This is a genomic window from Pseudomonas sp. TR47 (assembly GCF_044143025.1).
Classification (GTDB): Bacteria; Pseudomonadota; Gammaproteobacteria; order Pseudomonadales; family Pseudomonadaceae; genus Aquipseudomonas; species Aquipseudomonas putida_E.
On sequence record NZ_JBHFCS010000002.1, the window covers coordinates 85510 to 108106 of the forward strand.

Consider the following 22597-nt stretch of genomic DNA (forward strand, 5'->3'; position numbering starts at 1 on the left):
GCCGACAGCTTCACCGACTTGGGTGGTGGGTGTTGAATGCTGCTACCCGGCAAGACGGAATGTGACGACACAGGCCAGGCAATCCGCGTGTGGCTGCCGTTCTACCCAGCCGTTTGCGCTGGGTCACCGATGACGGTGCACAAGAGGGCATCTGCGTCCATACCCCATGTATTGGATGCCTTGGGCAGGGAGATCAGGGTAAACAAAGAGGTGATCGAAATGGCAAGAAAACGGGCGGGTGCCAGGTTCGGTGACGCGCAACGCCCTAGTGACAAGGTGCGCAAGCATGTCCATAGCTGACAATCTTTCCTTGCTGAAGCGCTTTTATCGCAGCGAGGAAGGGCACAGCCACCCGGGGTTCGGGCTGGGTGGGGCTAAGCTGGTGTTACATTGCCCGTTGGCGGGGTTGCCTGGGTAAAAGCGGGTGCTGCAGTGCAGCCCATCGCCGGCGAGCCGGCTCCTGCCACGACCGCAAAACCTTCAAGCCTGCGCAATACCAGTACTCAATCTACGAAGACCGGCAGGGTCAGCTAGAGTATTGATATGTTCAAGCACCGTGAGATAACGATCATGCTGAAACAAGAAGCAGACGACGTGATTGAGCGTATCAGGGACGATCTGAAAAGGCATGGTGTGCTGATCGGCTACGATCCAGAGTTTACCACTGCCGATTTCGGTTGCGACCTGGACCACCACGTCGCTCAGGTCAGAGAGGATCCGGAAAACCGCGTCGTGTGTATCGTGATACATGACGAAAGCTTGTGGGCACAGCTCAGGCAGGGGTCCGTTTATCGCTGCGTCGTCAGTGAATGTAAAGGGAAGCTGTTCGGCATGCCGATTACCATTGACCCTCAAACGGATGCGTCGTACACCATTCAGTACAAGCCCTGAAGTGTCTGCAGGGCAGTCTGCCAGCCAGGGTCACCCTCTGCCTGCCAGGTAGAACATCCCTCCGGCGAGCGTCGTTAAAACGATGCCGTCGAATACATCGCCAAAAGCGGCTTTATCTGTGAGCCAAGCGTCGATCTGCGCGGCCAGAAAGCAGACCGCGATGAATAAAACGGCGCCCGCGATGCGCCAATGCCGCCGCACCTATGCGACAATACGCTCAATGTCTGGTCTCAACCCCACATTTATCGCCCAACAGCTCGGGCATGGCGTGCAGATGCTCTCATCGACTTATGCGCGCTGGATTAACTCGTCCAACGACTGGCAGGAGCGGGAAACGCTCCAGATTGGTCCAAAATTGGTCCGCAGCTGCGAAGAAGCCACGTAAGTTATTGATAGGTAAGCTCCTTGATCTCCACCGCTAACATCACCATGCAGTTCGGCTCCAAGCCCCTGTTCGAAAACGTCTCGGTCAAATTCAACAACGGCAACCGCTATGGCCTGATCGGCGCCAACGGTTGTGGCAAGTCGACCTTCATGAAGATCCTCGGCGGCGACCTGGAGCCTTCCGGTGGTCAGGTCATGCTCGAGCCGAACACCCGCCTGGGCAAGCTGCGTCAGGACCAGTTCGCCTACGAGGAATTCACCGTTATCGACACGGTGATCATGGGCCACGCCCAGCTGTGGAAGGTCAAGGCCGAGCGTGACCGTATCTACTCGCTGCCGGAAATGACCGAAGAAGACGGCATGGCCGTCGCCGAGCTGGAAACCGAATTCGCCGAAATGGACGGCTACACCGCCGAATCGCGCGCCGGTGAACTGCTGCTGGGCCTGGGTATTCCGCTGGAACAGCACTTTGGCCCGATGAGTGAAGTGGCCCCGGGCTGGAAACTGCGCGTACTGCTGGCCCAGGCGCTGTTCTCCGACCCGGACGTGCTGCTGCTCGACGAACCGACCAACCACCTGGACATCAACACCATCCGCTGGCTGGAAACGATTCTGACGGCGCGTAACAGCACCATGATCATCATTTCCCACGACCGGCACTTCCTGAACAGCGTGTGCACTCACATGGCCGACCTGGACTACGGTGAGCTGCGCCTGTTCCCGGGCAACTACGACGAGTACATGACCGCGGCCACCCAGTCGCGCGAGCAGTTGCTGTCGGACAATGCCAAGAAAAAAGCCCAGATCGCTGAACTGCAGACCTTTGTCAGCCGCTTCTCGGCCAACGCCTCCAAAGCCAAGCAGGCAACCTCGCGTGCCAAGCAGATCGACAAGATCCAGCTGGCCGAGGTCAAGCCTTCGAGCCGGGTCAGCCCGTTCATCCGTTTCGAGCAGACCAAGAAGCTGCACCGCCAGGCTGTCGTCGTGGAAAAAATGGCCAAGGCCTTCGACGACAAGGTGCTGTTCAAGAATTTCGACATCACTGTCGAAGCCGGCGAGCGCGTAGCGATCATCGGCCCCAACGGTATCGGCAAAACCACCCTGCTGCGCACCCTGGTCGGCGAGATGACGCCGGATGCAGGCTCGGTGAAGTGGACCGACAGCGCCGAAGTGGGCTACTACGCTCAGGACCATGCGCACGATTTCGAAGACGACATGACCCTGTTCGACTGGATGGGCCAGTGGACCTCGGGTGAGCAGGTCATCCGTGGCACCTTGGGGCGCATGCTGTTCTCCAACGACGAGATCCTCAAGTCGGTCAAGGTGATTTCCGGTGGTGAACAGGGCCGCATGCTGTTCGGCAAGCTGATCCTGCAGAAGCCGAACGTGCTGGTAATGGACGAACCGACCAACCACCTGGACATGGAGTCGATCGAGGCGCTGAACCTGGCGCTGGAAAACTACCCAGGCACTTTGCTGTTCGTCAGCCATGACCGCGAATTCGTGTCGTCGTTGGCGACCCGCATCATCGAACTGTCGCCGGACGGTGTGGTGGACTTCAGCGGCACCTATGACGACTACCTGCGCAGCCAGGGCGTGCTGGTCTGAAGTCGCTAGCCGGCCTGGCCCTTTGAGGTGACCAGGCCGGCTTCTTTATATGGCGACCACGCTCCACAGGTACTACGCAGTAACTGTGGAGCGGTTTCCCTTTGAATAACTCGTTAGCCTGCTTTCATTTCCTTCGCGCAACGGCCATGATGGGGCCACGCCCACCGCCCGCCCGCGAACGAGCCAATGACCGCGCCACAGCCCGCCCCCGCCAGCAGCAACGCCTCCATCACCCTGCAGATCCTCTCGATCGTTTTCTACACCTTCATCGCGTTCCTCTGCATCGGCCTGCCGATCGCGGTGCTGCCCAGCTATGTACACGACCAACTGGGCTTCGGTGCGGTGATTGCCGGGGTAACCATCGGCCTGCAGTACCTGGCTACCCTGCTCAGCCGGCCTTTCGCAGGCCGTGTGGCCGATACGCTGGGCGGCAAGCAAGCGATCCGCTACGGTTTGCTGGGCATCGCGGCCTGTGGAATATTGACGCTGGCCTCGGCCTGGACCTTGAATGCGCCCTTGCTGAGCCTTGCGCTGCTGCTTGGCGGGCGCGTGCTGCTCGGGCTCGCACAGGGCCTGATTGGCGTTGCCACCCTGAGCTGGGGTATCAGCCAGGTGGGGCCTGAACATACGGCCAGGGTCATATCCTGGAACGGCATCGCGTCATATGGTGCCATCGCCATCGGGGCCCCCGTTGGCGTGCTCGCAGTCGATAGCCTGAATTTCAGCGTGCTCGGCCCAGCCTTGATACTGCTCGCCGCCCTGGCAATGCTGGTGCTGCGCAAACGCCCGGACGTGGTGGTGGTGCGCGGTGAGCGCCTGCCGTTCTGGTCTGCGTTCAGCCGTGTGGCGCCTTGCGGCCTTGGGCTGACCCTGGCTTCGATCGGCTATGGCACCCTGACCACCTTCGTCACGCTTTATTATCTGGAACGTGGATGGGCAGGCGCCGCTTTGTGCCTGAGTGCCTTCGGTGTGTGTTTCATCATTTCGCGACTGTTGTTCGTCAACGCCGTCAACCGCTTTGGCGGTTACAACGTGGCGGTTGCCTGCATGGCCACAGAAGTGCTCGGCCTGAGCCTGTTGTGGCTTGCGCCCTCCCCGCTCTGGGCGCTGGTCGGGGCCGGCCTCACCGGTTTCGGCCTGTCGCTGGTGTACCCAGCCTTGGGCGTTGAAGCCATCAAGCAGGTGCCCAGCAGCAGCCGGGGTGCCGGGCTGGGGGCCTATGCGGTGTTCTTCGACATGGCATTGGCCATCGCCGGCCCGGTCATGGGCGCAGTGGCGGCGCACCTTGGCTATGCGTCGATATTCTGCGTCGCGGCCCTGCTGGCCCTTAGCGGGGTTGGCCTGACATTGTTGCTGGCGCGGCGCAGCCATCGCGGCTGAGCGTTACCCATGAAAAACGGCCGCCGCGCAAGCGACAGCCGTTCGTTTAATACAAGTTGTTCATGCCGTGGCGAACAGCTCACTGGCAATCTGCACCTGAGCAGCATCGATGGCTTTGCTGCGGTGCTCCGGGCCATAGGCCAGGCCGTGGGCGCGAACGATCTCCAGGTCGGTGATGCCGATGAAGCCCAGGAACACCTTGAGGAAGTCTTCGTGGCCCGCGCCGGTCGGCTGGCCAGCGTGCAGGCCGCCAGCGGTGGAAACCAGTACTACTTTCTTGTCACCGCACAGGCCTTCAGGGCCTGCCTCGGTGTAGCGGAAGGTCTTGCCGGCCACTGCAACGCGGTCGATCCAGGCCTTGAGCTGGGTCGGTACGGTGAAGTTGTACATCGGCGCACCAATCACCACGGCGTCGGCGGCAAGAAACTCGTCCAGCGTTTCGGCGCTGAGCTTGGCTTCGAAGGCAAGGGCTGCGTCGCGGACGTCTTCCGGCGTGCCGGCTGCAACCAGGGTGGCAGCGGAGAAGTGGGCAATGGCGTCGGCGGCGAGGTCACGATAGACCACTTCGATGCTCGGGTCAGCGGCTTTCCAGGCCTGGACCACTTCCCGGCTCAGTTGGCGCGAGGCGGAATTGTCGCCCAGGATGCTCGAATCGATGTGCAACAGTTTCATGGGACTCTCCTGTGAATGAAGACCGCAGCATTGGGCGATCACGATGGAGAGAATCCTACCGGGCCGTCGAATAGCTGAAAAGCCAGCAAAAATGCGTTAGTTTGTCCCACAGATAGAACAGTGAGACAGCCCTCATGCAAGACCTCAACGATCTCTTCTACTTCGTTCGCGTAGTCGAAGCCGGTGGCTTCGCCGCCGCCGGGCGCCAGCTGGGCATCCCCAAGTCGCGTCTGTCGCGGCGCATCGCCGAACTGGAAGAGCGGTTGGGCACGCGGTTGCTGCAGCGCACCACGCGCCAACTGAAGCTCACCGCGGTGGGTGAACGCTATCTGCACCATTGCCAGGCCATGCTGCTGGAAGCCGAGGCCGCTGACGAGGCGGTGGCCAGCATGAGCAGCGAGCCGCGGGGGCGCTTGCGGGTGTCCTGCCCGGTAGCGTTGGCCCATGCGTTCCTGCCGGACGTCATCAGCCGATTTCTGGAGCTGTACCCCCAGGTGCAACTGGACATGGTGTTGCTCAATCGCCGTGTCGACCTGATTTCCGAAGGCATCGACGTTGCCCTGCGCGTGCGAGAGCTGGGCGACGAAGACCCGGCGCTGGTCACGCGCCGGCTGCGTCAGGCGCAGATGCAACTGGTGGCCGCTCCGGGCTTTGCCGATCATGTCCGTGAGCCGTCCGAGCTGGCCTCCTTACCGGTACTGGGCGCTGCTGAAGCAGACAGGCTGGTGCATTTGCGCCTGCTGGGGCCCAATGGTCGCCAACAGGAAATCGCCCTGGAGCCACGGTTGGCCATCGATGATTTTGTGGTGCGCAATGCCGCCGTACGTGCCGGGCTGGGATTTACTGCGTTGCCGAGCATGTTCTGCGAGCATGAACTCGAACGCGGCGAGCTGGTGCGGCTGCTGCCGGACTGGTCGCTGCCGGGGGGCTATCTGCAGGCGGTTTACCCGCATCGGCGTGGGTTGCTGCCTGCAGTACGGGTATGGATCGATCATCTGGCAGCATCGTTCGAAGCGTGTGGAGACCGTTATGTCTAGACAGACCATGACCGAGGAACAGGTGGCGGCGTTCTGCCTGGCGCTGCCCGGCGCGCGGGAAGACTATAAGTGGGGCGGTATCCGGGTATTTTCGGTGGCCGGTAACAAGATGTTCGCAGTACTCGACCTGGCGGGGGCTGGCTTGTCGTTCAAGGTGGCCAATGAGCTGTTTCTGGGCTACTGCGACAGGCCAGGCGTGCGCCCGGCACCGTATCTGGCACGGGCGCGGTGGATCAGCATGGCGCCGCCCTACCCCATGGGCCGGGAAGAATTGTGTGACCTGCTGCAGCGCTCGCACCAGTTGGTGGTGCGGCGGCTGGCGAAGCGTTCGCAGGTGGGCCTGCTGATGTGAGGGCCCGCGAAGGGCAATAAGAGGCCATCACCCCAGAGACAGTACATACCCACCCAGAAACAGGTGATCAACCCAGAACACCTGGTGCAGCAATACAATCGCCCAGAACACTATCTGGTAAGAGGCCTTGCGTGTCTTGTGCCGGTAAAGCTGCTGGGCGATCAGCGCACCTGGCCAGCCACCCAGTAGCTCACTGGCATGCAGTACCTTCTCTGGCGTGCGCCAGGCCTGGGTACGGGCCTGCTGCTTATCCTGCCAATACAGCAGAACTGTAACCAGGCTTACAGCGGGATAAATCGCCAACGGCAGCCATGACTGCCCGCTCCAGGCCATCTGCGCCGCGCCCGCCAGCGGCAGCAGGCACAGCACCCCAAGCATCAGCAGCTTGAGGCGTACATTGCGTACGCCCTCTACCTTGCGCGCAGCACGCCGTTCTGCCGTTTGTGTCCGAGCCATATCAGCCGTGCGCCGTCGACCAGTCGACCCAGCCGAACTGCCAGGTGGCCAGGATCAGCAAACCGAAAGCTATGCGGTACCAGGCGAAGGCCGCATAACTGTGGTTGGCGATGAACTTGAGCAGGCCGCGCACTGCGATCATGGCGAAGATGAACGAAGTCACGAAGCCAATCGCGAACACTGGCAGATCGCTCGGCTGGAACAGGTCACGGTATTTGTAACCCGAGTACACTGCCGCACCGACCATGGTCGGCATTGCCAGGAAAAACGAGAACTCGGTGGCTGCCTTGCGCGACAGGCCGAACAGCAGGCCGCCGATGATGGTCGAGCCGGAGCGCGAGGTGCCCGGGATCATGGCCAAACACTGCACGAACCCGATCTTCAAGGCATGCGACCAGCGCATGTCATCGACGTGATCTACCGCCACGCTGTGGGTGCGGCGCTCGGCCCAGAGCATGATCACACCACCGATCACCAGCGCCGTCGCCACGGTGATCGGGTTGAACAGATACTCATGGATCAGGTCGGCGAACAGCACGCCCAGCACCACCGCCGGCATGAACGCCAGCAGCAGGTTGGCGGTAAAACGCCGCGCCGCCGGCTGGCTTTTCAGCCCGAACACCACATCGAGGATCTTGCGCCGAAACTCCCATACCACCGCCAGGATGGCCGCCAACTGAATGATGATGTTGAAGGCCATGGCCCGTTCGCCACCAAAGCCGATCAGGTCAGCAACGATGATCTGGTGACCGGTACTGGAGATCGGCAAAAATTCTGTCAGTCCTTCGACCACGCCCAAGATGATTGCCTGAAAGGCAGTCCAAAAATCCATCATTCCCCCGGTTGGAGCGCCGCTGCTTGCAGGCCCCTTGTTCTTGATTTGCTTGTGATTGCCGCATGCGGCGCGGCCTTTTTACAGCGTTAGTTGGGACCCGTGCCAGTAGAAAAGTTCACGTGGCCTAAAGGTTTCATCTCGCGCGGCCGAAATCCTAGCAGAGCGGCTTTGCAAAGGCTTGCCCGGCATGCGGCATCACAGCCATTAACTAGCACTTAGCCATTAGTCGGGTTTGGCCAAGCGCCAAAGCATGCTTGGATGCACCTTCATAAAAAGAACAATGTGGGAGTGCCGTTCATGAAGACCTTGAGGTCGATGTCGATCAGCCGCCGTTTGTGGCTGATACTGCTGGTTGCGGTGGCGATGCTGGTGATCCTCGGCCTGCTGATGCTGCGTCAGATCCATGGCGACCTGTACCAGGCCAAGGCGGAGAAAACCCGCCATGTGGTGCAGACCGCTGCGGGCGTGCTGGCGTATTACCAAGGCCTGGAGGCCGCAGGCACGCTCAGCCGCGATGCGGCCCAGCAACAGGCCCTGCAGGTGGTGCGCGCGCTGCGCTACGACCAGAACGACTACTTCTGGATCAACGATCTGGGGCCGAAAATGATCATGCACCCGGCCAACCCCAAGCTCGACGGCCAGGACCTCTCCGCCATTCGCGATCCTGACGGTTTCGCCGTATTCGACGAAATGGCTGCCCTCGCCCGCAGCCAGGGCGCAGGCCCGGTCAATTACCGCTGGCCCAAGCCTGGTGCCAGCGAACCGGTGGCCAAGACTTCTTATATTCAGCTGTTCAAGCCATGGGGCTGGATCATCGGCTCTGGCGTGTACATCGATGATGTGCAGGCTGAATTCGCCCGCCAGTTGCGCCATGCCTCGCTGGTGGGCCTGGGTATCGCCCTGCTGATGGCTCTGGTGGTCATGCTCATCGCCCGCAGCATCGCGCGCCCGTTGCAGGAAGCGGTACAGGCGATGGGCAACATCGCCAGCGGCGAAAGCGACCTGACCCGACGCCTGGATACCCATGGCCGTGACGAAATCACCCACTTGGGCGAGCACTTCAACCGTTTCAACGGCAAGTTGCAGCGTGTGGTCGGCCAACTGCAGGGCGCGGCGCACTCGTTGGCGCAGTCCGCCGGGCATGTCGGTGACAATGCCGGTGCCGCGCAAAAACGCAGCGCACAGCAATCGATGCAGATGGACCAGGTGGCAACAGCGGTCAACGAGGTGACCTACGCGGTGCAGGACGTGGCCAAGACCGCGGAGCAGGCTGCAGGCGAAATGCGCGCAGCGCAGCAGCAGGTGGAGCACGGGCAGCAAGCGATCCATGGCAGCCTGCAGCAGATCGACCGGCTTTCGGCAACTATCGAGCAGGCGGTACAAGTGATCCGTGACCTCGCCGGGCACAGCACGAAGATCGGCGGGGTGCTGGAGGTGATACGCTCGATCGCCGAACAGACCAACCTGCTGGCCCTCAATGCGGCCATCGAAGCGGCCCGCGCCGGCGAGCAGGGCCGTGGCTTCGCGGTGGTGGCTGATGAGGTGCGGCTGCTGGCCCAGCGCAGCGCGCAATCGACGGCAGAGATACACACCATGATCGAGCACCTGCAAGGTCAATCGGACGCCGCGGTCAAGGCCATCGACACCAGCAGCGAAGCTTCGCGCCAGACAGTCGAGCAAGCCCGGGAGGCTGGCTCCAGCCTGGACGCCATCAGCCAGGCGCTGCACAACCTCACCGTGCTCAATGCCACCATTGCCAGCGCGACCTTGCAGCAGTCGCATGTGGTTGAGGAGATCAATCGCAATGTGCTGGACACCGCCGGGTTGTCGCAACAGACCGCCGATGCAGCGCGCCAGTCCAGTGATGCCGGCGTGGCGCTGGGGCGCCTGAGCGAAGAGTTGGAGCAACTGCTGCGCCAGTTCCGGGTATGAGGACACTCGTGGGAGCCGGCCCGTCGGTTCCCACTGGCATGCGCCAGCACTTGCTGCTGGCCTTCTACTCCTTCCTGCGCCCACACGCTACAATCGCGCCCCTTACCCTCTCCAAGGATCGCCGATGTCCGGCCTCGAACTCATCGCCGCCGTGCTTGGCGTCACTGCCGTCTGGCTCACCGTCAAACAGAACGCCTGGTGCTGGCCTATCGGCCTGGTGATGGTGCTCATTTATGGCTGGCTGTTCTTTGAGGTGAAGCTGTACTCAGGGATGCTGCTGCAACTGGCCTACGCCGGTTTGCAGTTGTACGGCTGGTGGCAATGGAAACGACCAGACCGGGTAGAGGACGCACGCGCAGTGTCGCGCCTGCCCGTGAAGGCTGTGTTCACAGGGCTGGCAGCGGGCCTGGTGCTCAGCGTTGCCCTTGGCGCAGCCATGGCCCACTGGACCGACGCCGCTCTGCCTTGGCTGGACGCTACGCTGACGGGCTTGAGCCTGGTCGCGCAGCTGTGGATGGCGCAAAAACGCCTGCAGTGCTGGCCACTTTGGTTGGTGGTCGACCTGTTCTATGTTGGCCAGTACCTGCACCAGCAACTGTATTTCACGGCAGGCTTCTTCGCCGTGCTGACCCTCATCGCCGTGCGTGGCTGGCTGGAATGGGGCCGTGATCCGGCGTTGCAGCCAAGCAAGGTGCAACCATGAAGGTCCTGGTACTGTGCGGCCCGGAGTCCAGCGGCAAAAGCTGGCTTAGCGGCGAAATCCAGGCGCACTTTGGCGGTGTGGTGGTCAGCGAGTACGTGCGGCATTTCATCGACCAGCACTGCCGCGACACCTGCTACGCCGATATCACCCCCATCGCCCGCGGCCAGTTGGCCTGGGAAGACCAGGCCCGGGAGATGGCGCCGCCGTTGCTGATCCTCGATACCCACCTGCTCAGCAATATGCTCTGGAGCCAAGCGCTGTTCCAGGATTGCCCACCCTGGCTTGAACAGGCATTGCTTGCACGCCACTACGACCTGCATCTGCTGCTCAGTCCGCAAGGGGTTGACTGGGTTGCCGATGGCCAGCGCAGCCAGCCCGACCTGGCTGACCGCCAGGCATTCTTCGATGACAGCCTGCAATGGCTGCAACGCCATCGGCAAAGGCTGCAAATCATTGATGGCCACTGGCCCCAGCGTAGCGCCTCAGCATTACGTGCCGTGCAACACCTGCTGCTGGGCACAGCGCCGCACTGCCCCACCGAGTGTTAAACCGGTGATACACCACGCTGGGCGTTGACCCCCGTATTTGCGCACTTCCCCACCAATTGCGGGGGGAGTGTCAAGCAGGTGAGACATTGTTGAAAAGAGCGCTGCAGGCAACGTGCATAGCGGGCAAAACGGCGAGCGGCGGCAAATCTGTCTCAGCGCTGATACAACAACTTCCAGCCGCTCCCAGCTAGATTCTGCAAGCCACTGAATTCAAAGCCTTATCCAAAAGCGGCACGCCTCCTGCTCTCCTCCTCGCAACGCTGAACTAGGCCAGCGCTCGAAGAAGGAATCGCCGTCGTGAGCACACTGGATAAAGGCATTACCCGCCTCTTGCTTGTCGGTTGCGTACTGGGGGCAAGCATGGCGCTGCCGGTCCAGGCCGACAACGGCATCATCGTCATCACCCGCGATGTACAACCTCGGATGGCGATACGTGCGCCACTGGCGCCTGACCCCAACCCCACTACCGCCAACGCCAACCCATCCGCATACGTGCTCAAACAGAGCAACGAATTGAGCGATGGCGACTTCGCCAACATCACCAGTGGCACGGGAATCTCTTCGCTGATCACCCAGCAGACCGACAACCTGGGCGGCAACATCAGCAACCAGAACCAGCTACCGAACCTGGCAGCAGGCCGTGGCACAGGCTCGGGCAACGGTATTTCCAACATGGTCAACTCAAGTGTTCAGCGTGGCCTCGCCCCTCTGCAGATCCTTACCGGAGGCAAATGAGATGAGGCAGACGCTGTCTATCATGGCCGTGTTGTTCAGTGCATCGGCCCTCGCCCAATCCCCCGTTCCTGTGCTCAACAATGCCACCATCGACAGCTCCGGCGCGCAATACCAAGGCAACTTCAGCGTAAACCAGGCCGCCGGCGACCGGCAGCAACAGGCCAATGCCCGGGCTTTTGCGATGGGCCACGGGGCAGATGCAACCACGCAGATTCGCCAACGCCAGCAGTCGATCGTCGACCCCAACATGGGAGCCACCGCCAGCATTCAGGGCGACGCCTTCAGCCATGGCAGCGGCGCTCTTGGCGTCAACCAGAGCGCAGGCGCCAGCACCCAGCAGGCCAATGCCCTGCGCATCAGCATCAGTACACAACCGCAAAGCATCGATGACAGCGTCCTGTTGCAGCAGAACGTGGCGCTGATCAACAGCTCCGATCCAACTGATACCTCACCCGGCTATCGCCAGGTCACTACCGGTGACCAGGCATTCACCGGTAGTCGCGGGGTCATCCAGCTGAATCAGAGCGCCGGGGTGGGCAACCAGACGGCAAACACCCTGAGCGTACGGGTCGCGAACTGACCCAAACAGGTGAGAACAACACTTAACCTAAAAAGACGGAGAAACACCATGAAACCCTCGATGGCAATCAAGCCTCTGGTTTTCGCAATTGCTGCGGTCATGGCTGTTGCTGCACAAGCGGATCAGAACGACAGGCGTGGCAACGGCCACAACCACAACTACACACCACCGGCAAAAGCCGTGTACACCAGTGCCACTGCTGAAGCGACCGACATTCAGAGGAGCACTAACAACAGCATCCGCAACGAAGGCACCATCAACGAAGCCGAGATGAGCAGCTCCGGTACTGGCGCAAGTGGCAACGTGGGCGTCAACGTGGCAGCCGGTAACGGCAACCAGCAGGACAACGCCGCGGCCATCGCCAACACGTCGTCCGACAATGCCGACATCGACAACAGCTTCGTCTTCGGCACAGCCACCGCAACCGCCGATGTTGTCCAGCGCAGCAACAATAACACCGTCAACAACTGGTCGACCCAAAGCTCCGCGGTCATGAGCGGCTCGGCCGATGGCAGCAGCGGCAACATTGGTATCAACGTGGCTGGCGGCGACCTGAACCAGCAGAAAAATACCATGGCCATTGCCAACAACAGTGCCGGTATCGGTAACTCGACCGCCACCGCTTCGGCCGATCAGAATGGCCCTGGCCTGGAAGTCAACAACCGCGCCGACCGTACCTATACCGTCGATACGTTGACCTTCACCACCAGCAAGAGCGGGTCGTCCTCGCGTAGCGGCTCGTTCGATGCGAGCGTCGACAAGAGCTCCAGCTCGAGCTTCAGCGTGGCTGGCTCCAACAGCAGCAGCGCCAGCGGTTCGAAGAGCAGCAGCTCCAGCGGCTCTAGCAGCATGAACGCCAGCGGCTCCAACAGCAGCAGCGCCAGTGGCACCAACAGCATGGCTGCCAGCGGCTCCAGCGGTTGGGATGCCAGTGGTTCGGCCAGCCGGGACCACAGCTCTTCGTCTAGCGCTTCGCTGAACGCCTCGCTCGATGCCAGCATTGAGGGCAGCGCCTCTTCCTCCGAAACGTTTGGCCGCTTCGAGCGTTCTCGCAGCTCCGACTTCGATGCATCGCTCAACGCATCGCTTGACGCCTCGGTGGACAAGTCGCATGACTCGGCCAGCAACTCGTCGTTCGACAAGTCCTACAACTCGTCCTTCGACAAGGCGTATGACTCTTCGTATGACCGTACCCGTGACTCGTCCTATGACAAGTCTCGCGATACCGCCTACGAGAAGGCACACGATTCGGCATGGGAAAAAGCGAGCGCTTCGGCCTACGAGAAAGCTGGCGAAAAAGCGTCGGAATCTTCGGACAGCATCTCGAAGAGCTTCAGCGAGTCTAGCGAGTTTGCGCTGAGCAACACCGTGTCGTTCCAAGTGCTGACCCCGACCGGCTGGGCCAACCCTGTGACCAACACCGCGACCCTGAGTGGTTCGGTCAATGGTGGCAGCGGCAACCTGGGCGTCAACGTGGCAGCAGGTGTGGGCAACCAGCAAAGCAACTCGCTGGCCATCTCCAACACCTCGATGTAACAACTGCGGCCTGGAGGCCCCCTTCAGGGGGCCTCTTTCTAACAAGAAAAAGCAGGGGGCGTCGAACATGCGCATGATCGCCTTGGCAATGTTGCTGAGCATGGCCGGTGTCAGCGAAGCAGCCCAGATGCCATTGTCTGTGCTACCGGGTGGCGCGGTGATCTACAAACCCATCCAGAGCATCCGCGAGCGCAAGTTCGCTGACTTGGTACAGCAGAAAACCGACTTCAGTTGCGGCGCCGCATCTCTGGCAACCATCCTGCGCCAGGCCTACTGGCTTGACGTCGACGAACAACACGTGATCGAGGGGATGCTGGCACACGCTGACCAGGATCTGGTCCGCACCCAAGGCTTCTCGATGCTCGACATGAAGCGCTACGTGGAAAGCCTGGGCATGCGTGCCCGCGGCTACCGGGTAGCCCCGGACACCTTGCACAGTATCCGCATACCGGTAGTCGTGCTGCTGGACATCCGCGGCTACAAGCACTTCGTGGTGATGCAAAAAGTCGATAAAGGCTGGGTATACGTCGGCGACCCGGTACTAGGGCACAAGCGCTTCAAGATCGATGACTTCGTCAAAGGCTGGAACGGCATCATCTTCGCCGTCATCGGCCAAGGGTACGACAAGAACAATATCCTGCTCGATCCGCCGCTGCCGCTGAGCGCCAAGAACCGTGTCAGCAACTTCACCCCGGTGCAGGACGCCGAGCTGATGGACTTCGGCTTCATCCAAAGCGATTTCTTCTAATGACAATGGGCAAGACGCTCCGGGAGCATCCCATGAAGACTTCAATCTGGCTGGCCGCCATTTGCCTGGCCGCCAGCCTTCCGACACAGGCAGAAACGTTCAAACCGATCGAGCTGAAGGATCAGGAACTGGCCAACCTGCGCGGGCGCTACGTTATGCCTGGGCGCATCGTCAGCTTTGGCATCGTCATGACCAGTACCTGGCAGAACGCCAACGGTGAAGTGATTGGTGCAACCTCCGCGATGCAGATCCAGCAGTCGACCATCAAGCCGCAGTTCTATGTGTCGATGATCAATGAAAAAGGTACAGGCAGGCCGCAATCGGGCAGCGCCGGCACCGGTACCGTCACCGGCGGCGGTGGCCTGAACAGCACTGAAGGCGTAACCCAGGTCGTGCGTGCTGCCGGCGATTACAACACTGCCCATAACAATGTCGACATCAATGTCACCAAGGCCAACGAAGCGTCAGCGACACAACCCCAAGGCCAGGCCCTGGCCGCAGGTACTACGCTGGTCGGCGCCAATGGCGCAGGCTCGCTGAGCGTTACCTCCAGTGGCCGCGGCGTGCAGCTGAACATCATCGCCAGCAACAACCAGGGCAACACCGTGCAGCGCCTGGGCCAGGGTGGCCTTATGCAGAACACTACCCTGCTCGGCACCAGCAACCGCGTCAGCAACCTGACGTCGCTCAATGTGGTGCTGCGTGACGCGCCCACAGCCGGATCGATGGCCCCAAACCTTGATCAGCTCAAAGGCCTTCGCAATCTCGGATACTGATCTACGCTCAGTCTCATCGTATGTAGTCAGAAGGGACGGCTAACCCATGCACCGTTTGTTGACGTTCAGAGTTATCGTTTGTTTGACAACCTTGGCCCCGGCCACTCTGCTACAGGCGGCAACCGACCCACAGGTCGAAACTCTCAAACAGGAACTGATGGCGCTCAAAGAGCGCTATGAAGCCCAACAGAACGCACTGATGGTACTGGAGCAACGCCTGCGCCAGGTGGAGGAGGCGCCGCGAGCGCCAGCGCCCAAACGCCTGACAAAGTCCCCCGCCGAGGGCGTCAAGGGTGGGCAGACCGTGGCATCGGGCGCTCCCGGGACCACCGGTAGTTCCTATGGCCAATCGCTGCAGGACGACTCGGAACCTGCGCAAAGTGTGTCCAACCTGTACGACGAAGCCAGCGGTTTCTTCGGCGGCGGCAAGTTCAGTGTCGAAACCGGGCTGACCTACACCCACTACGACACGCGCGCCTTGACCCTTAACGGCTTCCTTGCCCTCGATTCGATCTTCCTCGGCAACATCAACATCGACCGCATCAAGGCAGACAACTGGACGCTGGACCTGACGGCACGCTACAACGTCGATCAGCGCTGGCAGTTCGACATAAACGTTCCCATTGTCTACCGCGAATCGACCTACTCTTCCGGCGGTGCGGGGGGTGCTGCCGGTGTCAGCTCCGATGGTACCGTTACCCGCGACCCCGCCCTCGGTGATATCAACGTCGGCGTGGCCTATAAGTTCCTGGATGAGTCGGAGAACTGGCCCGACGCAGTCGCCACATTACGCATCAAGGCGCCCACCGGCGACGACCCCTATGGCATCAAACTCATCCCGGTCGCCGGTAATGACAACCTGGCTGTCCCTGAGGACCTGCCGACCGGCAACGGTGTCTGGGCGATCACGCCCGGCATCTCGCTGGTCAAGACCTTCGACCCGGCCGTGCTGTTCGCCAGCCTGTCCTACACCTACAACATGGAGGACTCGTTCAGCGACATCAGCCCCACGGTCAACACCAAGGTGCCTGGTGACGTGAAACTCGGCGACTCTTGGCAGATCGGCGGCGGTATTGCGTTTGCCTTGAACGAGAAAATGAGCATGTCGTTCTCGGTCACCGATCAGTTCTCGAGCAAGAGCAAGATCAAACCCGACGGCGGTGACTGGCAGTCAATCACCAACAGCGACTACAACGCGGCGAACTTCAACATCGGCATGACCTTCGCGGCCTCCAACAACCTGACCATCGTCCCGAACCTTGCCATCGGCCTGACCGATGATGCCCCTGACTTTTCCTTCAGCCTGAAGTTCCCTTACTACTTCTGACGTCACTGTAACCGGGCTCCCGGCGGGCCCGGCTTTTGGTAACCAACCCTTAAGTCAGCCGCTTTCATGACCCCACCCTGCTATGATTGCCCATACATTTGTGACGTTTTAACGGCAATCAAGGAAAGTTTTCGTGAAAAACCCGCACGGCCATCCGCATACCCGGCTCGTAGCCCTTGCGACCCTGGTAATAGTGATACCCCTGGCTGCGCGCACCCTGCTGGGTTGGTCCAACCCGCTTGGCTATCTTTCGGACCTTGCCTTGGGCAGCCTGCTGGTGCTGCTGTTGTACCGCAGGCCCTGGTGGCTGGCCACGCCCGTGCTGCTGGCGTGGGCTGCATTGTGGGTCGCTTCGGCAGAGCTGGTCAGTGCAGTGGGCCGGCTGCCTACCAGTGCCGACCTGAGTTACCTGTTCGATACACAGTTCATGGAAAACTCCACCGACGGCGGGCTTGCCCATGCCTGGCTGCCGTGGGTCATGGGCGCTGGCTTGCTGGTTTGGGCGCGCTCTGCCTGGCGCAGCCGCACAACGCCTGACGCACCGCTGGGCCCCAAGGTGCTGGCCATACCGTTGACGTTGTTTGGTTTGCACTGGGGCGCTCAGCATCTGGCGCCGTCCGACGCCGATCAGTGGCGCCAGTACAACCTTCCCCATCAGCTCCTTTCCGTCGGCGTCGGTACGCTGCAGCACAAGGCACTGAGCTGGGCCGGGCAAACGCAACCGATCACCCCCCTTCCCACTGCCGGCCTGACCCAGTCAGACCTGAACGGCCAGAAGTTGCCAAGCGGGCGTGCCCGCAACCTGCTGGTGATCACCCTCGAAGGCATCCCCGGCGCCTACGTGCGGCCCAACCGTCAGGCCCTGCACAGCCGTTTTCATGAAAACCTGATGCCCAACCTCAGCCGCTGGGCAGAGCGTGGGATGAACACGCCAGACTACGTATTGCATACCCACCAGACCATTCGTGGCCTGTATGCGATGCTTTGCGGTGATTACGACAAGCTGGCCAACGGTACGCCAAAGGGTATGGAACTGCTCACCCAGCATCAGCGCAACCAGGCTTGCCTGCCAGCCCAGCTGCGCCAGGCCGGCTTCACCACGCATTACCTGCAAGGCGCTGGCCTGCGCTTCATGGCCAAGGACCGCATCATGCCGCACATCGGTTTCGACTCGGTGCACGGCCTGGAATGGTTCAGCAACGAGAACTACCTGCAATTCCCCTGGGGCAAGGATGACCGCGCGTTCTTCGAGGGCGCGCTAGACTACGTGGGCCAGCTCAGGCAACAAGACCGCCCCTGGATGCTTACCCTGCTGACCGTGGGTACCCACCAGCCATACTCGGCGCCCGCTCAATACCTGGAGCGGCATGACACAGCCAAGCAGGCTGCGGTGGCTTATCTGGATGACGCAATCGGTGCATTTCTCGACAACCTCGAACGCCAAGGCGTGCTTAAAGATACGCTGGTCGTAATAACCTCCGACGAGTCCCACGGTATCGACGGCGTGCGCCTTGCCTCCTCTTGGGGCTTCAACCTGACCTTGGCCCCGGAGCAGGCGCAGCTACCCCATATCAAACATGGCACCTATGGCCATATCGATCTGGCAACGTCCTTGCTCGATTATTTCGCCCTGCCAATACCTGCCGCCTTGGGCGGCCGCTCGCTTTACCGCGATTACGATACGGGTCGCGAGATGATGTCCTACACCAACGGCATGTTGCGCTACCACGATGGCCGGGGTGTATTCACCGAATGCGACTTCCAGCAGCGCTGCCGCCGCTATGCCAGCGAGGGCTTCATTGCCGAAAAGGCCAAGTACCTCGGCGCTGGTGACAGCCGACTCGGTGCTCAACTCGGCGCGCTGGCCGGCGTGCTGGATCAGTCCTTGCTGCAGACGCCGCTCAACCTGCGCTATCAGTTCGGCGGCCCCTCGCCCATCCAGTTGCAAGCGCGAATTCGCGATGACTGGGCCGATAACCTGATTGGCGCGCAGTACCTGGAGATGCCTGGGGGGTCACGCACACGAGTACGGGTCAAGGTACGCGCACTCGATCCACAGCATGCCGCCTATATTCAACTCAAGGCCAAGGAACTGGAGCAGGATGTGCCATTGGGGCTGCCTGACGAAATTCGTGTGACTGCCGCCGAGCCGCTGGAGATGGAGTTCGGCTTCGACAACCCGACGCAGCGCAAGGCGTTTTCGTTCCACCTGCTGGGGTATGGCGCAGGGGAAGTCGAAGTCAGCGATTTCAGTGTGATCACGGCGCTGCCAGGCGAAGAGGAGAAGGCCGAAGAGGGTTCGGACGGGCATATCGCTCAGTCGAGCTGAGCGGCTCTCTGTGGGAGGCGCCTCCCAAGGTAGGCGCCGCTACAAAAAAATTCAGCGAATCTGGTGCTTGTGCAATAGCCGATAGAACGTAGGCCGTGATATTCCGAGCACCTTTGCGGCAAAGCTCAGGTTGTTGCTGTGCCTGTTGAGCACATCACACAAGGCCTGACGTTCTGCCCGATGCTTGTAGTCTTCCAGGGTACCCAACGGCAGATCTTCCTGTTCCAGTACATGCAGGCCAAGGTCTTGAGCCTCGATCTGTCGCCCTTCTGCCAGCACCAGCCCCCGACGCACCCGGTTGGCCAGCTCCCGCACATTGCCCGGCCAATTATGGCGGCCCATTGCAGCCAAAGCGTGGTCACTGAATGTGCGCGGCCTGCGGCCTGTTTCCAGGCTGTAGAAATGGGAAAAATGGTTGGCCAGCATCGACAGGTCACCATGCCGGTCTCGCAAAGGTGCTGTCACTACCTGCAAGACATTGAGCCGGTAGTACAGGTCTTCGCGAAAGCGGCCTTGTTCGATGGCACGCTCCAGGTCCACGTGCGTCGCCGCCAGCACCCGCACATCGACCGGTATCGGCTGGCTTCCACCTACCCGCTCGATGTGCTTTTCCTGCAAAAACCGCAGCAGGTTAGCCTGTAATTCCAACGGCAGGTCGCCAATTTCGTCGAGGAACAAGGTGCCGCCATGGGCTGCTTCGATACGGCCGACCTTGCGCTGGTGGGCGCCAGTAAAAGCGCCCTTCTCATGCCCGAACAGCTCCGACTGGATCAGGTGCTCGGGTATCGCACCGCAATTGATGGCGATAAACGGCATTTCGCAGCGCTGCGACTGCCGATGCAGGGTGCGAGCGACCAGTTCCTTGCCTGTACCGCTTTCCCCGCGTATCAGCACGGGTGATTCGGTTGGGGCCAGCTTGCCCAGCAGTTTTCGCAATTCGAGAATCGGCCGGCTGTCGCCGAGCAGCTCGTCCTTGAGGCCATCGATCGGCACGCTTCCCTTGCCCCGCAAGCGGGCCATGCCAAACGCGCGCCCCAAGGTCACCAGAACCCGAGATACATCGAACGGCAAGGTATGGAAGTCGAAGAACCACTCGCAAACGAAGTCACCCACATTCTGAATTCGCAGTTGTTCGGCGTTGAGCACCGCGATCCATTCGGTGTTGCTGCGCTTGATCATGTCCTTGACTGCATCCGGGTGTCGCAAATGCGAATCCTGCAAGCGCAGCAGGCCAATATCGCAACGGTGCTCCAGCGCCAGGTCAAGGCTACAGCTGTGAACATCCCAACCGGCGTTTTCAAGGCCTGGCAACAGGCGGTGGCAATCGTCGCAGGGGTCGACGATGAGCAAGCGACGAAGGGATGCGGTTTCGTGCATGACCGTTCCTTGGCGCCAGATTATGGTTTTTTACGAGAAAACAGTAAGTTGCGGCGCCCATTTAACAGTAGCAACGAACTTGACGCTGCCCACTACCGTCTGTCCGCCCATTTCTGACGGTTTTCGGGCATTCGGGAATTTTTCGTAATAAACGGCGTCACAGGCGGCGCAGGAAACAAAAAATGTGTGCGTCGTAAAAAAATTTACAACCACTGTGTGACTTCACCCCTAACTTGGAGCATCAGTACAAATAACCCCGCGCTGCGTATCGCGACAACCTGAAGCGATAGCAGTTACGCGGACTTGAATTTCGATGTTTGGGACCATAGAGAGACCGAACCATGAATGCCCCGCTCCGTGTCAACGAAGCACTGCTGATCGCCGACCACGCCTTCGAACCCTTCCAGTGCGTCGCCTGGGATGCACCCAACGGTACTGGTGAGCTGAGCCTGGCAGTGATCGACCGGACCAGCACCCGTATCGGCAGCAAGCAAGTGTCTTCGCGCATCTATTCCGACCCGGCCCAGTGGGCCAGCCTGATCGAAGAAGTGCGTGCCGAACTGTGCCAGAAAGGCTATGCCCTGCAACCCTGGTCGATGCCGAAGTAATATCAGAGTTTGCGTGCAAGTGCGTGTTCGGCACGCACTTGTGCAACTTTCCAGTACCACTCAGGCAACTTGCACAACTGCGACAAAGTGTCGCCCCACCCTCGCGCAGTGCATCACTCTTTTAGCTTGAATTGCTCGATATGCTGATAGCGTGCTTGCAATTGCATGGCAAGTTGCTGTGCCCGCCCCAGACGAACCGGCGCCATTTCCATGTCCACCAATAGTGTGGCACAGGGCATCGGCTGCAGATCATTTGAGCGCTGCAGACGTCCATCGGTGAATACCAGGCAGCGCTGCTGCTCCTGTGGGTGGGCTTTTTGCCTTGCCTGCAGCCAGCGCCTGCCCTGCTCCAGGGCTGCGATCAGCGGCGTACCGCCGCCAGCACCCAATGCGTTCAACCAGGGTTGCAGTGACGCCGAGGCTTTCAGGCCATGACGCTGCCACTGCGGTGCACCGCCGCTGGCGGTCAGCAAGGCTAGTCGCGCACGCTGGCGGTAAGCCTGGTCAAACAACTCTGCCAGCAGCCCTTTACTCTGTGCCAGTGCCTTGTGCCGGCGGGTGGAGGCCGAAGCATCGACGATCACCAGCCACAGCTGGGCAGCACTGCCTTGGCGCTGTTGCCAGCAAAGGTCTTGGCGCACGCGTGGTCGCCCTTTCAGCAAAGTAGACAGCCAGGCCACGCGGCCCTTCCCCGCTACACGCACGCGGCCACGGCTGGCACCGCTCAGCTTACCGACCCGGGGCAAGGCATCCGCCACATTAGTGCCTGGCGGGCGGATGCTCAGGGCTTTTTTGCCCAGTTCGGCACCTCACGCCGGGCACCGCTGGCCACAGGCTGCGCAGGCAGCGCGCCCCAATCACCCTGCCCGCCCTGGCTATGCCCATCGCGACCGCCTGCCTCGGGGGGCGTGGAAGGTGGTGCCACCTCTGGCGGTACGCGGCGTCGATGGCGCAATGCGAATTCCGCGACCGCATCGACATCAAGCTCCTCGATCGCCTCGCCACCGCGCCAGGCACAATGGGCGCGGGCGGCACGTAGCCAGACCAGGTCTGCACGCAGGCCGTCGACCCCAGCGGCGAAACAGCGCTCGGTGATCCAGGCCAAGGCCTGATCGTCCAGCGCTATCGCTGCCAGCCCCTGACGCGCCGCATGACAGCGTTCGCGCAACTGTGCCTGAGCAGCGGCCCACTGTTCACAGAACGCCAGGGGGTCGGTGTCGAATGCCAAGCGACGACGAATGATCTGCTGGCGCGCCTGTGGCGCGGGCAAGCCATCGAGCACCACATTCAGACCGAAGCGGTCGAGCAGCTGCGGACGCAACTCGCCTTCTTCGGGGTTCATGGTGCCAATCAGAACGAAACGGGCACTGTGGCGGTGGGAAATGCCGTCACGCTCTATACGGTTGGTGCCGCTGGCAGCCACATCGAGCAAAAGATCGACCAAGGTGTCGGGTAGCAGGTTGACCTCATCGACGTACAGCACGCCGCCATCAGCCTGGGCCAGCACCCCTGGCGAAAATTGCGCCTTGCCCTGCCCCAGTGCCGCATCGAGGTCGAGCGTGCCGACCAGCCGTTCCTCACTGGCGCCCAGCGGCAGGGTGACGAACGGCCCCTCACCGAGCAGGTCGGCCAAGCCGCGAGCCAGGGTACTTTTGGCCATGCCACGCGGGCCCTCGATCAGCACGCCGCCGATTTTCGGGTCGATTGCGGTCAGGCACAGCGCCAGCTTCAGGTCGTCTGCACCGACCACGGCCGCCAGGGGAAATTGCACGGGTTCACTCAT

At 61.1% G+C, this 22597-nt stretch carries 22 protein-coding genes and 1 pseudogene; 17 read left to right on the top strand and 6 right to left on the bottom strand.

The genetic code is table 11. The features are described from left to right. Window positions 1-543: 543 nt before the first annotated feature. From ACEWE8_RS02975 to ACEWE8_RS02990, 4 genes and pseudogenes are all read left to right on the top strand, one after another. Window positions 544-891 (top strand): hypothetical protein, encoded by a 348-nt coding sequence (locus ACEWE8_RS02975; protein ID WP_223255107.1) that lies wholly within the window; start codon window positions 544-546, stop codon window positions 889-891. Window positions 892-1081: 190 nt separating this feature from the next. Further along, window positions 1082-1276 (top strand): annotated as a pseudogene (locus ACEWE8_RS02980) (site-specific integrase); the annotation flags it as partial. Window positions 1277-1296: 20 nt separating this feature from the next. Beyond that, on the top strand, window positions 1297-2883 hold the full coding sequence (locus ACEWE8_RS02985; protein ID WP_012314600.1) for an ABC-F family ATPase: 1587 nt from the start codon (window positions 1297-1299) through the stop codon (window positions 2881-2883). A gap of 186 nt (window positions 2884-3069) precedes the next feature. Beyond that, window positions 3070-4263, top strand: coding sequence for an MFS transporter (locus ACEWE8_RS02990; protein ID WP_046786128.1), 1194 nt, complete (start codon window positions 3070-3072; stop codon window positions 4261-4263). A 60-nt stretch (window positions 4264-4323) separates the two neighbouring features. Here ACEWE8_RS02990 and ACEWE8_RS02995 read toward each other — a convergent pair whose 3' ends face one another. Further along, window positions 4324-4935 carry an FMN-dependent NADH-azoreductase gene (locus ACEWE8_RS02995; protein WP_046786127.1) on the bottom strand — a complete coding sequence of 204 codons (612 nt, stop codon included), beginning with the start codon at window positions 4933-4935 and terminating at the stop codon, window positions 4324-4326. A gap of 134 nt (window positions 4936-5069) precedes the next feature. On the opposite strand from ACEWE8_RS02995, the gene ACEWE8_RS03000 reads away from it, so the two are divergent. Beyond that, entirely contained in the window at window positions 5070-5972 is a 903-nt protein-coding gene (locus tag ACEWE8_RS03000) for a LysR substrate-binding domain-containing protein (RefSeq protein WP_046786126.1), read from the top strand. Between the two features lie 7 nt (window positions 5973-5979). After that, window positions 5980-6324 carry an MmcQ/YjbR family DNA-binding protein gene (locus ACEWE8_RS03005; protein ID WP_395589223.1) on the top strand — a complete coding sequence of 115 codons (345 nt, stop codon included), beginning with the start codon at window positions 5980-5982 and terminating at the stop codon, window positions 6322-6324. A gap of 27 nt (window positions 6325-6351) precedes the next feature. Here the strand turns inward: ACEWE8_RS03005 and ACEWE8_RS03010 are convergent, their stop codons facing one another. Both ACEWE8_RS03010 and ACEWE8_RS03015 read right to left on the bottom strand, forming a co-directional pair. After that, window positions 6352-6780 carry a DUF1294 domain-containing protein gene (locus ACEWE8_RS03010; protein ID WP_046786124.1) on the bottom strand — a complete coding sequence of 143 codons (429 nt, stop codon included), beginning with the start codon at window positions 6778-6780 and terminating at the stop codon, window positions 6352-6354. A gap of 1 nt (window position 6781) precedes the next feature. Beyond that, window positions 6782-7612, bottom strand: coding sequence for an undecaprenyl-diphosphate phosphatase (locus ACEWE8_RS03015; RefSeq protein WP_012314606.1), 831 nt, complete (start codon window positions 7610-7612; stop codon window positions 6782-6784). Window positions 7613-7912: 300 nt separating this feature from the next. On the opposite strand from ACEWE8_RS03015, the gene ACEWE8_RS03020 reads away from it, so the two are divergent. The 10 genes from ACEWE8_RS03020 to ACEWE8_RS03065 all read left to right on the top strand — a co-directional run bounded on the left by ACEWE8_RS03020 (window position 7913) and on the right by ACEWE8_RS03065 (window position 18829). Continuing rightward, window positions 7913-9547: a methyl-accepting chemotaxis protein gene (locus ACEWE8_RS03020; protein WP_046786415.1), complete on the top strand. Its 1635-nt coding sequence runs from the start codon at window positions 7913-7915 to the stop codon at window positions 9545-9547. Between the two features lie 124 nt (window positions 9548-9671). Then, window positions 9672-10250, top strand: a complete 579-nt coding sequence (gene pnuC / locus ACEWE8_RS03025) for a nicotinamide riboside transporter PnuC (RefSeq protein ID WP_046786123.1) — start codon at window positions 9672-9674, stop codon at window positions 10248-10250. Further along, window positions 10247-10798: an AAA family ATPase gene (locus tag ACEWE8_RS03030; RefSeq protein WP_046786122.1), complete on the top strand. Its 552-nt coding sequence runs from the start codon at window positions 10247-10249 to the stop codon at window positions 10796-10798. The genes pnuC and ACEWE8_RS03030 overlap by 4 nt, the downstream gene beginning before the upstream one ends. Before the next feature lie 297 nt (window positions 10799-11095). Further along, window positions 11096-11533 carry a hypothetical protein gene (locus ACEWE8_RS03035; RefSeq protein WP_046786121.1) on the top strand — a complete coding sequence of 146 codons (438 nt, stop codon included), beginning with the start codon at window positions 11096-11098 and terminating at the stop codon, window positions 11531-11533. 1 nt (window position 11534) lies between these two features. Continuing rightward, complete coding sequence (locus ACEWE8_RS03040) at window positions 11535-12113, top strand: hypothetical protein (RefSeq protein ID WP_046786120.1); 579 nt, start codon at window positions 11535-11537, stop codon at window positions 12111-12113. 48 nt (window positions 12114-12161) lie between these two features. Continuing rightward, window positions 12162-13649, top strand: coding sequence for a hypothetical protein (locus tag ACEWE8_RS03045; protein WP_046786119.1), 1488 nt, complete (start codon window positions 12162-12164; stop codon window positions 13647-13649). 67 nt (window positions 13650-13716) lie between these two features. Beyond that, on the top strand, window positions 13717-14397 hold the full coding sequence (locus ACEWE8_RS03050) for a C39 family peptidase (RefSeq protein WP_046786118.1): 681 nt from the start codon (window positions 13717-13719) through the stop codon (window positions 14395-14397). A 32-nt stretch (window positions 14398-14429) separates the two neighbouring features. Continuing rightward, on the top strand, window positions 14430-15173 hold the full coding sequence (locus ACEWE8_RS03055) for a hypothetical protein (protein ID WP_046786117.1): 744 nt from the start codon (window positions 14430-14432) through the stop codon (window positions 15171-15173). 46 nt (window positions 15174-15219) lie between these two features. Next, complete coding sequence (locus ACEWE8_RS03060) at window positions 15220-16500, top strand: transporter (RefSeq protein WP_046786116.1); 1281 nt, start codon at window positions 15220-15222, stop codon at window positions 16498-16500. Between the two features lie 133 nt (window positions 16501-16633). After that, entirely contained in the window at window positions 16634-18829 is a 2196-nt protein-coding gene (locus ACEWE8_RS03065; protein ID WP_046786115.1) for an LTA synthase family protein, read from the top strand. Between the two features lie 51 nt (window positions 18830-18880). Here ACEWE8_RS03065 and ACEWE8_RS03070 read toward each other — a convergent pair whose 3' ends face one another. After that, window positions 18881-20206, bottom strand: a complete 1326-nt coding sequence (locus ACEWE8_RS03070; RefSeq protein WP_046786114.1) for a sigma-54 dependent transcriptional regulator — start codon at window positions 20204-20206, stop codon at window positions 18881-18883. Window positions 20207-20547: 341 nt separating this feature from the next. Here ACEWE8_RS03070 and ACEWE8_RS03075 point away from each other — a divergent pair, with 341 nt between their 5' ends. Further along, on the top strand, window positions 20548-20814 hold the full coding sequence (locus ACEWE8_RS03075) for a hypothetical protein (protein ID WP_012314620.1): 267 nt from the start codon (window positions 20548-20550) through the stop codon (window positions 20812-20814). A gap of 113 nt (window positions 20815-20927) precedes the next feature. Here ACEWE8_RS03075 and ACEWE8_RS03080 read toward each other — a convergent pair whose 3' ends face one another. Together ACEWE8_RS03080 and ACEWE8_RS03085 are read right to left on the bottom strand one after the other, a co-directional pair. After that, window positions 20928-21518 (bottom strand): VWA domain-containing protein, encoded by a 591-nt coding sequence (locus ACEWE8_RS03080; protein ID WP_046786414.1) that lies wholly within the window; start codon window positions 21516-21518, stop codon window positions 20928-20930. Between the two features lie 77 nt (window positions 21519-21595). Next, complete coding sequence (locus ACEWE8_RS03085; RefSeq protein ID WP_046786113.1) at window positions 21596-22597, bottom strand: ATP-binding protein; 1002 nt, start codon at window positions 22595-22597, stop codon at window positions 21596-21598.